Source organism: Nostoc sp. (assembly GCF_036917615.1).
GTDB lineage: Bacteria > Cyanobacteriota > Cyanobacteriia > Cyanobacteriales > Nostocaceae > Nostoc.
This window is the reverse complement of record NZ_JBALCZ010000062.1, coordinates 15,608-27,053: the sequence shown is the minus strand read 5'-3', so window position 1 is coordinate 27,053 and position 11,446 is coordinate 15,608. Positions and strand designations below refer to the sequence as shown.

The 11,446-nt window shown below is 42.8% G+C and carries 14 protein-coding genes; 10 read left to right on the top strand and 4 right to left on the bottom strand.

Annotated features, from left to right (window positions below; genetic code table 11):
- The first annotated feature begins 792 nt into the window (after positions 1-792).
- A complete protein-coding gene (locus V7K85_RS22400; RefSeq protein ID WP_334816667.1) occupies positions 793-1,305 on the top strand; it encodes a hypothetical protein in 513 nt (170 codons plus the stop codon).
- 138 nt (positions 1,306-1,443) lie between these two features.
- Here V7K85_RS22400 and V7K85_RS22395 read toward each other — a convergent pair whose 3' ends face one another.
- Positions 1,444-2,025: a thioredoxin family protein gene (locus V7K85_RS22395; protein WP_334816665.1), complete on the bottom strand. Its 582-nt coding sequence runs from the start codon at positions 2,023-2,025 to the stop codon at positions 1,444-1,446.
- Between the two features lie 145 nt (positions 2,026-2,170).
- Positions 2,171-2,386 carry a high light inducible protein gene (locus tag V7K85_RS22390; protein WP_334816663.1) on the bottom strand — a complete coding sequence of 72 codons (216 nt, stop codon included), beginning with the start codon at positions 2,384-2,386 and terminating at the stop codon, positions 2,171-2,173.
- 195 nt (positions 2,387-2,581) lie between these two features.
- Between V7K85_RS22390 and thyX the strand changes: the two genes are divergently transcribed.
- From thyX to V7K85_RS22370, 4 genes are all read left to right on the top strand, one after another.
- Positions 2,582-3,304: an FAD-dependent thymidylate synthase gene (gene thyX, locus V7K85_RS22385; RefSeq protein ID WP_334816661.1), complete on the top strand. Its 723-nt coding sequence runs from the start codon at positions 2,582-2,584 to the stop codon at positions 3,302-3,304.
- Between the two features lie 235 nt (positions 3,305-3,539).
- The gene (locus tag V7K85_RS22380) at positions 3,540-3,947 is read left to right on the top strand and encodes a XisH family protein (protein ID WP_334816659.1); all 408 of its coding nucleotides are present in this window, start codon (positions 3,540-3,542) and stop codon (positions 3,945-3,947) included.
- Positions 3,938-4,270 carry a XisI protein gene (locus V7K85_RS22375; RefSeq protein WP_298919376.1) on the top strand — a complete coding sequence of 111 codons (333 nt, stop codon included), beginning with the start codon at positions 3,938-3,940 and terminating at the stop codon, positions 4,268-4,270. Before V7K85_RS22380 ends, V7K85_RS22375 begins: the two co-directional genes overlap by 10 nt.
- Positions 4,271-4,434: 164 nt before the next feature.
- Positions 4,435-4,806: a hypothetical protein gene (locus tag V7K85_RS22370; protein ID WP_334816657.1), complete on the top strand. Its 372-nt coding sequence runs from the start codon at positions 4,435-4,437 to the stop codon at positions 4,804-4,806.
- Positions 4,807-4,829: 23 nt separating this feature from the next.
- Here the strand turns inward: V7K85_RS22370 and dcd are convergent, their stop codons facing one another.
- Both dcd and V7K85_RS22360 read right to left on the bottom strand, forming a co-directional pair.
- Entirely contained in the window at positions 4,830-5,399 is a 570-nt protein-coding gene (gene dcd / locus V7K85_RS22365) for a dCTP deaminase (RefSeq protein WP_334816719.1), read from the bottom strand.
- A gap of 86 nt (positions 5,400-5,485) precedes the next feature.
- Positions 5,486-6,022 carry a P-loop NTPase family protein gene (locus tag V7K85_RS22360; protein ID WP_334816655.1) on the bottom strand — a complete coding sequence of 179 codons (537 nt, stop codon included), beginning with the start codon at positions 6,020-6,022 and terminating at the stop codon, positions 5,486-5,488.
- 333 nt (positions 6,023-6,355) lie between these two features.
- Between V7K85_RS22360 and V7K85_RS22355 the strand changes: the two genes are divergently transcribed.
- The 5 genes from V7K85_RS22355 to V7K85_RS22335 all read left to right on the top strand — a co-directional run bounded on the left by V7K85_RS22355 (position 6,356) and on the right by V7K85_RS22335 (position 11,313).
- Entirely contained in the window at positions 6,356-6,979 is a 624-nt protein-coding gene (locus V7K85_RS22355) for an adenylate kinase family protein (protein WP_334816653.1), read from the top strand.
- 167 nt (positions 6,980-7,146) lie between these two features.
- Positions 7,147-7,890 (top strand): ribonuclease PH, encoded by a 744-nt coding sequence (gene rph, locus V7K85_RS22350; RefSeq protein WP_334816651.1) that lies wholly within the window; start codon positions 7,147-7,149, stop codon positions 7,888-7,890.
- Between the two features lie 270 nt (positions 7,891-8,160).
- Positions 8,161-8,883: a 6-phosphogluconolactonase gene (gene pgl, locus V7K85_RS22345; RefSeq protein ID WP_334816649.1), complete on the top strand. Its 723-nt coding sequence runs from the start codon at positions 8,161-8,163 to the stop codon at positions 8,881-8,883.
- A gap of 270 nt (positions 8,884-9,153) precedes the next feature.
- On the top strand, positions 9,154-10,038 hold the full coding sequence (locus V7K85_RS22340; RefSeq protein WP_334816647.1) for an FHA domain-containing protein: 885 nt from the start codon (positions 9,154-9,156) through the stop codon (positions 10,036-10,038).
- A 531-nt stretch (positions 10,039-10,569) separates the two neighbouring features.
- Positions 10,570-11,313: a M50 family metallopeptidase gene (locus tag V7K85_RS22335; RefSeq protein ID WP_334816645.1), complete on the top strand. Its 744-nt coding sequence runs from the start codon at positions 10,570-10,572 to the stop codon at positions 11,311-11,313.
- Positions 11,314-11,446 lie beyond the last annotated feature (133 nt).

Genomic DNA, 11,446 nt, shown 5'->3' with positions numbered 1-11,446 from the left:
TTTATCCTTTGTGATCCACGTCACCAGTCATAGATGCTATTAAGGAAATATTTCTTAACATTAACCAGACAGGTGTGGGGTCAATGCGGTTCGGTTAAGCTTTTGGTTTCTGGGTCGATGCTCGTTTAGCCCCAAAGTTCCGAAATTTGGGCATCATAGCTTGAAAACAACCAGCACTGCTGCGGGGTTCTTCTTTTAACAGAAGTGTTACTGAATTTCGATTTCACCTTCGGCTAGAGCGCCAAGATTAGAGCATAGTGAAGCTCCCCAGCTACCCGGATGTAACCCTGTAAAGATAGCCCAAAAGAGGGCAGCTGAATAATTAACTTGTGACAAAGGTCTTCGTGAGTTTCTACGGTTATAACACAAGCCGACATTAGGATACACTGGCTTTTGAATACACCGGAAGTTCAACAGCTACTTTGTTTGTCGCTGCTGGTGACTTCCGGCCTAGTATCCTATCGCTTTTTGCTGTATGAAACTTACTCCAATCTACGGAAAGTCTCCCTTAAGAAGGTTTCTTAGCATCTACAACGACTCCCACTATTTTGAGGCTATAGCCTTAGAATATTTACAAGCTTTACTTACGAATTAGCTCTCTCTAGAAAAAGTACTGTTTTTGCTGTCTAAGCTGACATTTAACCTGTTTCTATCCGGATTCGTATAGCTTAACAAATCAGCGGATTCATTAATATTAAGCTTGTTTTACTATTTAGTTTCTTACCCTGACCTATTAGACAGCTAGAGTGTTCATTTCACTTTGTTCAATAGCTATTAGCCTTTATCGCTCCCATGCTGACCCATCACCGCAAGCCCGTGTGCTTATCACTTATTTCCACTGACCTACCAATCTGGTCTGTTGTTGAAACTGCCGGGACATTGTATCAAAAAGATACTAATCGGTTCCATTTGCTGTTAACTGCACCGCCCCTAATTAGCTGCGAAGTAGAGAGTGTTTTAAGTCCAAAGGACACACTTGCCCAAACTAAGAGCAAAGCTTACGCCCCTAGCAGTCCCAGGATTTTGTGGCTGGAGATTTCCCCTTACCGGGTGATCATGACTATGCAAGGTAACGCTCAAGTGAGTTACCGTCACTTTTGGGAACAGGGCGTTTATGGTATTAGTCGTTATTGGTTGCCAACTGAATCATTGCAACCTAACGATCCTATTCGTTTACGAAATTTTACTAGTAGCCTAGCTCTCAATGGACATCCCTTGCCAGAGCATTTGCGTCTGGAATATGAATTATGGGCAGAAAAAGTCCAATTAGGATGCTACATACTAAATTTGGAAATTAAACACTGATAGTCATGGGGACTGGGGAACTCGGGGCCCCCTCTGGGGATAAGGGGCAATGGGGAACACGTGGCGCTCTTTGGGGATAAGGAGGCAATGAGGACTAAGAAGATTTCCCAATACTCAATACCCAATACCTAGTCCCTTTCAACCAAAATAACTGGGTTGGTTTCCAGGTTTCCATTTAATATTGCAACCAACACTCGGCTTTTGTTCGCTTGTAACAGGTTTATCCGCCAGCACTGCTTCAATGGCTGCGCGTAAATCTGCGCCTGTTACAGGTTTACCATTACTGGGGCGGCTATCATCTAATTGTCCCCGATAAACAAGCTTGCGTTCGCTATCAAATACAAAAAAATCAGGTGTACAAGCTGCTGTGTAAGCCTTTGCCGTTTCCTGGCTCTCGTCATAGCACAAGGTAAAATTAAACCCTTGTTCTGTGGCAAATGCTTGTAACGACTCTGGCGCATCATCTGGATAATTGTGTGCATCGTTAGCACTGATGGCAACGATCGCTAAATCACCTGTAAAATAATCTCTTCCTAACTGCGCTAATTCTTTTTGGACGTGCTTGACAAATGGGCAATGCCGACAAATGAACATTACCAACAGCGCTTTTTTATCTGCAAAGGTGGAAAGTGAAGTTGCCTTTCCAGATATCACTTCCGGTAGATCAAAATCTGGTGCTTTCGTGCCTAGCGGCAACATCGTTGAAGCAGTTAAAGCCATAATTTACCTGATAACTTTACGCTGATAACTAACGGCTTTTGCTATCAGTATATTTTACTCTACCACTAAGTTTTCCATAAATTAAGAGACGGTAAATTTACCGTCTCTTAGATTTGTTGAGAGTTATGTTACAGGAATTCAGTTTTTACAGGCTTGTCAAAATACCAACGATGCCGTTTCCTGTCAATACTTCTAATGCTATCAGAGAGACAAAACCAATCATTGCTAAACGACCGTTGAGCAGTTCTGCAAAAGGAGTGAAGCCTGTGCGATCGCCTTGCTCATCTATATAAACCCTTGGCTCGATCGCAAAGTTGTTCAGTTTACCCTGGTCGTCAATTATAGCAGTGTTTGTACGCATGGTTTTTTCCCTGTCTTCTCTTTATGTAAATAACTGTAACAAACATATTAATATTTGTAAAGTATTTTAATCTCCTCAAGTAGAAGTCCAAGCCAGAGATATGATGATGGATCGAGTTCAAAGCCATGTTTAACTAACAGGCTCCGCTCCTTGTTCATAAGCACTTTCAGTCACAAATCCATTCCCCGACAGCTAATGCATCGATTTCGAGTAGAGGTTATTGCCAAAACACCAAACCCGCAGCAGGTGATTTATGCCGCGATGCACCAGGACTATACTGATGGGTTCGTGTTTGATGAGCGCGACTCCTGGCCCTCGGAGTCACAAAGCGGCGAAGTTATTGTTAAGCGACTTTTAGCGGGTGAGAGGGGACACTATGGGCCTCTAGAGCATCCCCAGATTGTTTTCAACTGTGGCTACTTTCCCCACAGTGTCATGCAGCAGGCTCGTACTCATCGTGTAAGTGTATCATTTGACGTACAATCTTTTAGGTACACAGGCAACCAATTTATTGAGGTAGTAGAACGTAAGAAAGACATAGAAGATGTTTTCTACCTACGTCCCGTTGGTTATTACACTGATAGACAGGGCAAAAAGTACCACTATTCATCAGAGCAACGAGCAGCAGATTTGCAATGGTGTGAAGACGCAGCTAAACGATATAAAGCTGATTTTGAGGCTGGAATGTCTGAAGAACATGCAAGAGGTAAAGTGCCTTTTGATTATCGCCAGCATTTTGTAGTTAGTTTCAATTTAAGGTCTTTCTTGCATTTTTGTGACTTGAGAAACAAGAAAGATGCTCAACTTGAAATTCAAAAGTTATGTGAAATGATGTGGCCTCATTTTGAAGATTGGGCACCTGCGATCGCACAATGGTATGAAAAGCAGCGTTTAGGTAAGGCAAGGTTAGCACCTTAAATATTGGCTTATGAGTCTCCTTATACTGTTATCCCCTCGCGTTTAGGCGTTCCGAAATTTGGGTTCGATTCAGGGCGATCACTGCTGAATATATTAGATGAGGAAACAATCCCTCAGAAAACGGTTTTGGCAGTGACAGAAGTGGAACAGTAGCAGGAGTGAGGAGTAATCCAATGGCTGAGGATAAAATTGAGATACTAGTCAAGTGTCCTAATAAATTTTCAGAAAAAGCTGAATGGCTAAAGACCGCTTTCACGATGCAGTTAGAATGGCTTTGGAAAAAGAAGGATGGTCAATTACTGCCGATCCCTACGAGATCAGCCTTGGAGATGTAGATTTTGAAATAGATTTGGCAGCAGAAATGTTAGCTGTCGAACGAGCAGGCGAAAAAATTGCAGTTGAAATTAAGAGTTTTATTGGGCGATCAAGTGTATCAGAATTCCACACAGCCTTTAGACAATTTATTAATTATCAATTTGCTCTTGAAGAATTTGAACCGGAAGGCAAACTTTATCTTGCAGTGCCTGAATCAATTCATAACTCATTTTTTCAGCGTCGTTTTATCCGGTCAGTGATTTCACGAACTCAAATTCGGCTATTGGTTTACGATGAAAAACAGGAGGTTATTGTCCAATGGCTGTAGAGCAGTATCGTCAAATCATTCAACAGTTAATTTTAGAACGAGCAAAAAGAGGCTTATCACCAGAGGAAATGGAAACACAAGCCATTCTAGATACGGAACGTGACCACTACCTCTTGCTACATACAGGCTGGCGCGGGAATCGTCGAACACATGGATGCAGCCTACATCTCGATATCAAAGATGGTAAAATCTGGATACAGCATGATGGAACCGAAGTCGGCATTGCGACACAACTCCTCGAACTGGGTATACCAAAAGAAGATATCGTTTTGGCGTTTCACTCTCCTTATATGCGCCAATTTACAGAGTTTGCCATCAATTGAGCTTTGGAGATTGTGCGATGTCTATGCCTACGCACAATGGTATGAAAAGCAGCGTCTAGGAAAGGCAAGATTAGCACCTTAAGCAAATTGAGTATTTAAAGTTTAAAACTTTAGAATTTTTTAAGCTACAATCAAGACAAAATTTGATGAAATAGCAAAATTTTATGAATATCAGTGTAGAGCAGAAGTTTTTACTTTCAAACAAAAGTGAAATTATTGATCTGTTAAAGAGCTGTAATCAGCTAGGAATTAATAATTATCAGTTTGAGGGCGGTACTGGACTTAAGAGCATTTATTCCTTTCTCGGTTCTGTTTGTGACTCTTTAGACGGATATTTTTACAACCTAAGTCTTTTTTTCTCACTTCCTGGTTTACCTCCCAAAACTTTGATTAAGAAAAGCTTTACTCTTTCTGAAATAAACTATGTATCAAACGATCTTCTCACTATTGATATCTACTATTTAGTTAATGAGTACGCCCAAATTGCAAACCGACTCGGACTTGCCAAAATAGATTTAAGTTCTATTTTTGTATAAAGTTTTTTTAGATATCATTCAGTCTAAACACGAGCCAACGTTACAATCTCTAGTTGATCTTGATATTTACCTTGACGAGCTTCGTAACTGATAGCACAAGGTTCACCTTCTAAAAATAGCAATTGCACCACGCCTTCATTAGCGTAGATGCGACAGTCTGCGCTGGAAGAATTGGAAAATTCTAAAGTTAGATGACCCCGCCATGCAGCTTCAGCAGGGGTTAGATTTGCAATGATTCCACACCTTGCATATGTAGATTTACCTATACAAATTACTGTAATATTTTCAGGAACCTCCAGTTTTTCTAGAGCAACCCCCAGACCATAGGAGTGAGCAGGTAAAATAAAGTAACTGCCATTGGCATCTGTGTGCAGTGCTGTTGGCTCCAGATTTTGGGGATTAAAGTTTTTAGGATCAACTACAGTTCCGGGAATGTGACGAAAAATACGGAACTCAGCCGGAGAAAGGCGTATATCGTAGCCATAAGAAGACAAACCGTAGCTGATTACAGGTTGAACCGCTACAGACTCATCTTTTTGCACTTTTCGGATTAAGCTTGGCTCAAAGGGCGAAATTAAACCCTGTTGAGCCATTTCAGTAATCCAGATATCGTTTTTAATCACAACTTCACAGCTAATTCAAACAGAATTACTAGGATATCGTGAACTGAGTATTTTGTTTAGGGCCGATAACTCCGGCGGATCTCTGTAATTTGATCTGCCACATCCAAGAGAGATTTTGGCATCTCTGGCCCTGTAAGAATGATATCGACGTGGGGAGGGCGTTTTACCAGAAAGGCTAAAACTTCGCTTTCAGGAATTAAACCAAAGTTAATCGCTAAACTTAACTCATCTAAGACAACGAGAGAATACTTACTCTCACATACTACCTGCTGTGTATACTGCCACAGCTTTTGTAAGGCTTGTTTTTCCGTATCGTCTAAATGTGGTGTATCGATACAACGAGGCAAATCACAGCGAATCCAATCTAAATTTTGTCCTAATTGTATAGGTCGATCCTGTCCTTGACGGATACCTCCTTTGAGAAACTGCACTATTAATACTGGCGTTCCTTGTCCAGCTATTCTCAGTGCTTGAGCCATAACGCTCGTAAAAAAGTTGCGATGGGAGCTAGTGAAAACTTGTACTAGTCCTTCAACTGGATATGGTAACGTTAGAGTTGAATTTATACTTGGGGTTTCTAGCTGGGCAACCATAAGGTGAAGTTCAAAAAGTTACAAGAAATTAAAGGTTTGTGCTGGCGGTACTTATTACAAATCTGCCTGTATAATCAATCTGTTTTTCACAGGTATGGTGGATTTGGCAAATTGCATTCTTAGTCAAACACTACGTTTATGCTGAAGTCAAGAGTTATTTTCGTTTTTTCTCTGAAAGTAGTTGTAAAAATGAAAGCACATGAGTTAAAGTTCCAATTATTTAACAAAGCTGGGCATAGCGGCTGAAAATCGCTAGATGTTTAGATTTTCCGGTTGTTTGGGCAAAACAGACTTAGGAAGTAGTGAATTTGACAGGATGAGGAGTTAATTGTTGTGAGATTGGTGTTTCTGGGAGGTTCAGGATCGGGTAAAAGCACTCAAGCACAAAGGCTTTGCAGATATTTTGATATTCCTCTGATTTCTACAGGTGAGATTTTACGGGAAGCAATATCTGGCGACAAGCCCCTGCCGGAATTTCGATGGTCGGAAGCTGACCCCCGGACTTCTGTTTCGGTTTACCCTAGCCTGAGTGAACTAGGCTACCACGTGCGGTCCCACATGGAAAAAGGGGAGTTAGTTCCACACGAAATGATCATTGAATTGATCCGAATTCGCCTCAGACAACCAGATATTAACTGCAATTGGGTGTTAGAAGGCTATCCCCATACTGCCTTCCAAGCTGAAGAATTAGATTTTTTATTGGATAATTTAGGGCAAAAGCTAGATTGGGCGATTTATCTGCAAGTCCCAGAAGCTGTCATGGTTAGCCGATCCTTGGGGCGATCGCTACCAGATGACCAACCGGAAATCGTGCAAGGCCGTGTAGAATTATTTTACGAGCGCACCATTCCCATCCTAGAATATTACGACCGTCGTCGCTGCTTGTTGAGCATCAACGGCGACCAGTCACCAGAGATGGTGCAGCAAAATATTTTGACTTTGCTTTCAGTTCCTTAGAAAAGAAGTAGGGGAGACAAATCAATTCAAAATTCAAAATTCAAAATTCAAAATTAAAGATTAAAGAACTTCTGCCTCTTCTTTCCCAATGCCCAATGCCTCTCAAATGATGATTTGCAACACTAAGGTAACCTTAAGGCAGTATTGTAAAACTTGAGGCAACTCCAATGGCTTGGCAGCGTCCAGACGGTCGCATTCCTTACGAACTACGTTCGATCAGCTTTTACCCCAGTTTCACGCGCTTTGCGCCTGGTTCTGTTCTCGCAAGATGCGGTGATACTCAAGTACTTTGTACCGTTAGCGTTACTAAAGGAGTTCCGAAGTTTCTCGAAGGAACTGGTAAAGGCTGGTTAACTGCTGAGTACCGGATGCTACCATCTGCTACCCAAAAACGGCAAGAAAGAGAATTATTGAAATTATCTGGACGGACGCAAGAAATTCAACGTCTAATTGGACGGAGCTTACGTGCAGCAGTGGATTTTGAGGCACTGGGAGAACGCACGCTGACTGTGGATGCCGATGTGTTACAAGCAGACGCTGGAACTCGGACAACAGCCATTACAGGCTCTTTTGTCGCGTTAGCTCATGCGATTTCTAAATTGTTGCAGCAGGGTGTGTTGGAGCGATCGCCTCTATGTGGACAGGTAGCAGCGGTTTCTGTGGGATTATTGGAGGGAGAGCCATTTTTGGATCTTAATTATATTGAAGATGTGGCTGCAACAGTAGATTTTAACGTGGTGATGAATCAACATCTGGGAATCATTGAAGTCCAGGGAACAGCCGAAGAAGGCAGCTTTAGCCGGACTCAGTTGGATCAGTTGCTAGATGTCGCCGAAAAAGGAATTCAGCAATTGTTAATTGCCCAACGCGAAGCGATCGCTGACTGGGAAACGTTGTTTGTGATTAATTAGTTTTATTAATTTTTAATAAGAATTAATAAATGTATCCTCTGTGGCGTTAATCAACAAAGTATCAAGTAACTGGGTGTAAATAAAAATAATCATCAGAGTGGTTAGTAGTTAGTACGACTGACTACTGACAATTCACCGTTGAAGGTGATAATGAGCGTCTAGATTTTTCCAGCCTACTTAATCCACGATGTTAAATGTTTCAAAAGTTAAAAAGGGGGATTGTAATAAGTTCGGTATTGTATTGCTGGAAGCCAGCAATATGATGAAGCCATGAACAAAACTGTTGAAGTTCTACCGGATCAGCCAGCACTGGTTGCACGAGCGCTAGAATTAATTCTGTCCAAGTTAGAAACTGCCATTGAGCAGCGTGGGCGGTTTACCATCGCCTTATCTGGCGGTAGTACACCTAAACCGTTATACGAAGCTATCGCTAATCAAAAACTGCCTTGGGATAAAATTCATATATTCTGGGGGGATGAGCGTTACGTACCACCAGATCACCCTGATAGCAATGAACTGATGACGCGTCGTGCATGGCTAGATCGTGTTGATATCCCAGCGGCTAATATTCACCCCGTACCAACTTTAGAAGCCAATCCAGAACTGGCTGCTGCTAAGTATGAACAACAGCTCAAAGAATTTTTCAATTCTTCTGGGGTCGAATTTCCCTCGTTGGATGTAGTATTACTAGGAATGGGTGATGATGCACATACCGCATCTTTGTTTCCCCACACAGAGGCTCTGAAAGTACGCGATCGTCTGGTTACTGTGGGTAACAAAAACGAAAACCCCAGGATAAGTTTCACATATCCCTTGATCAACTCTGCTCGCAGCGTGATTTTTCTGGTTGCTGGTGCTAATAAACGACCAGCTTTGGCGCAAGTCTTTGCACCTGTAGCCGATGACTTCACTTACCCATCCCGCTTAATTCAGCCCCAAGGAGAACTTTGGTGGCTACTGGATGCGGCAGCAGGTTTGGAACTCCAACATTGAACAGGTAATTAGTAATTAGTAATTCGTAGTTCGTAATTCGTAATTAACTCATCAAGGTTTTAAAGCAATTAACCTTGTTTATGGGAAAGAAAAAAACACATTCCTTGCTCTAAGTAAGCGTATTTATGTGTAAAGCAATTACGAATTATCAATTACGAATTCTTCTAACCGTTCTATCAGCAGTAATTGCTAGAATCTAAAGCTAGGGCCGCCCTCTGCTTGCCAGTCCTACCTATATTTATGATGATCTTGAACAAAGGCTAAATATCGATGATCGTCTGCCCTAATTGCAATCATCCCAACCCTGACGGCGCTGTCCAGTGTGAAGCTTGCTATACACCGTTACCCGCGACTACTAACTGTCCCAGTTGTGGGGCAACTGTGCAGGCAGATGCTGCATTCTGCGGTCAGTGTGGCTATAACCTTCACTCCGCAGGAGTTCTACATGTTCATACTGCGGTAGCTACAACAGTTACTCCCGATATTCCTGTAGAAGCTCCGCCGTTAGTTGCACCCGATCCACTGTTAGAACTTTTACAACCAGATGCTTTGGGAATAAGCGGTTCTACTAGCTCTCATTCCCCCAGCTCATCTTTACCACCAACAGAGGTGGCTGTTTCCTCAGGAGCTCCGCCACAGGTATCTGTTACAGAAAGCAGCTCCCCAGAACCACCGCCAACCATTGCATCTCAACCCGTAGTTTCTGTACAAAGTATTCCGACTCCACCACCTGTGGAACCAGCGCCAGCCTCTGAAGCCGAAGTACCTCCATCAGCAGCACCAGCATCAGCACCAACTGCAACTGCTGCTAGAACGCAATTGCAGCAGGTTACAGCGCGGTTAATCCACATTCAAAGCGATCGCTTAATTGAATTGCCGCAAAATCTCTCTGTGATTCATATTGGCAAGCTCAATGACCGGATTCCCCCAGATATAGATGTTTCCGGATTTCCCAATTCAGAAATTGTCTCGCGGATTCATGCAGATATTCGCGTCGAGGGAGACGCTCACTATGTAGAGGATGTGGGAAGTTCTAATGGCACCTACATTAATAATTTGCCGCTCTCACCGGGGAATCGTCACCGCTTGCGACCAGGCGATCGCATCAGCTTGGGTAAAGGAGACTTGATGACATTCCTCTTTCAACTTGCTTAACTGATTCTCCATCAATTGTGACCAAAATCTTCACGCCTTACCCCCTCCATTAATGCAGGGGTAAGGCGTGGGCGAATAAATTTGCCCTCCCCATTCCTCAATTATTTTACTGACACTAATATTTTGCTTTGAGGCGACATCTTTGAGGTTATTCCACGTTGTTGGAGTAAGCATTATTTACGGATAACGCACCATAGTTTACAGCCGTCGCTTCTAGGTGCGAATTGTTGCATTGCCCAGCAACTCCACTACCTTAATAATTGCACTAGGATGGATGAAAATACACTACCAATTTTAAATTTTGGATTTTGGTGAAGCAGCGCGGTCTTCTCTACGAGACGCTACGCGTTCGCCCTTGGCGTCTCGTAGAGAAGGGGGTTTCCCCCATAAGTGACTGCTGTTAGCGCAGCGTTAGCGAGGTACGAGCGTCACCCGAAGGGATTGAAGAAAAAATCTAGAATCTAAAATTCAAAATAGAATGCCCCCAAATTCATCTGTGGGGAAAATCTAAAATCAAAAATAGAGTGACCTATGAGGGAACCAAACAAAAATTTTAAACCCTTGCTGACCAAAGAAGCCCCGCCAGTTGTTGAACGCATGGGGCTAACGTGGCTAGTTGCAGCAGCGATCGCAACTGCTTTACTGTGGCAAGTACCAGGAGGTGATTATATCTTATACCCGTTTACAATTCTGGCAACTTGGTTTCATGAAATGGGTCACGGCTTAATGGCACTGCTATTTGGGGGGCAGTTTCAGAAGTTACAGATTTTTAGCAATGGTTCCGGTGTGGCAACTTATGGCATCCAGTCGTCATTGGGGCCAATTGGCCCGGCAATGGTCGCAGCAGCAGGCCCAATGGGCCCGCCTGTTGCCGGTGCAGCTTTGATTCTGGCTTCCCGCAGTTTTAGAGCAGCAACCCTCTGTTTAAAAATATTAGGGAGTTTTTTGCTATTTTCCACATTAATTTGGGTACGTTCCTGGTTTGGATTGGTGGCAATTCCCTTGCTGGGTTTAATAATCTTGGGTATCGCCCTGAAAGCTCCTCGCTGGGCACAAGGGTTTGTTATTCAATTTCTGGGTGTACAAGCTTGTGTAAGTACGTACCATCAACTTGATTATTTATTTAGTAGCTCTGCTGGCCCCCTTGGACTCTCGGATACAGCGCAAATGCAGCGGTACTTGCTTTTACCTTACTGGTTTTGGGGCGGGTTAATGGCGATCGCATCTCTGGTGATTTTAGTTCAAAGTCTCCGCATTGCCTATCGTTCGGAGTAAACGCGACGAAGCACTATCAAAAGGCGATTGAATCTTTAACTCAAAGAATTACTAAACATCAAGAAAAGATTAGACTAACAAGCTGAAATTCTTGACAGACTCCTAGCTACTGCGGTTCATCTGCATAATCATT

Coding starts and splice junctions, on each gene's coding strand:
- V7K85_RS22400 (WP_334816667.1), top strand. CDS start 793: ATGCTGACCCATCACCGCAAGCCCGTGTGCTTATCACTTATTTCCACT.
- rph (WP_334816651.1), top strand. CDS start 7,147: ATGGCTTGGCAGCGTCCAGACGGTCGCATTCCTTACGAACTACGTTCG.
- V7K85_RS22375 (WP_298919376.1), top strand. CDS start 3,938: ATGGCTGTAGAGCAGTATCGTCAAATCATTCAACAGTTAATTTTAGAA.
- V7K85_RS22370 (WP_334816657.1), top strand. CDS start 4,435: ATGAATATCAGTGTAGAGCAGAAGTTTTTACTTTCAAACAAAAGTGAA.
- V7K85_RS22380 (WP_334816659.1), top strand. CDS start 3,540: ATGGCTAAAGACCGCTTTCACGATGCAGTTAGAATGGCTTTGGAAAAA.
- thyX (WP_334816661.1), top strand. CDS start 2,582: ATGCATCGATTTCGAGTAGAGGTTATTGCCAAAACACCAAACCCGCAG.
- dcd (WP_334816719.1), bottom strand. CDS start 5,399: ATGGCTCAACAGGGTTTAATTTCGCCCTTTGAGCCAAGCTTAATCCGA.
- V7K85_RS22395 (WP_334816665.1), bottom strand. CDS start 2,025: ATGGCTTTAACTGCTTCAACGATGTTGCCGCTAGGCACGAAAGCACCA.
- V7K85_RS22335 (WP_334816645.1), top strand. CDS start 10,570: ATGAGGGAACCAAACAAAAATTTTAAACCCTTGCTGACCAAAGAAGCC.
- V7K85_RS22340 (WP_334816647.1), top strand. CDS start 9,154: ATGATCGTCTGCCCTAATTGCAATCATCCCAACCCTGACGGCGCTGTC.
- V7K85_RS22360 (WP_334816655.1), bottom strand. CDS start 6,022: ATGGTTGCCCAGCTAGAAACCCCAAGTATAAATTCAACTCTAACGTTA.
- V7K85_RS22390 (WP_334816663.1), bottom strand. CDS start 2,386: ATGCGTACAAACACTGCTATAATTGACGACCAGGGTAAACTGAACAAC.
- pgl (WP_334816649.1), top strand. CDS start 8,161: ATGAACAAAACTGTTGAAGTTCTACCGGATCAGCCAGCACTGGTTGCA.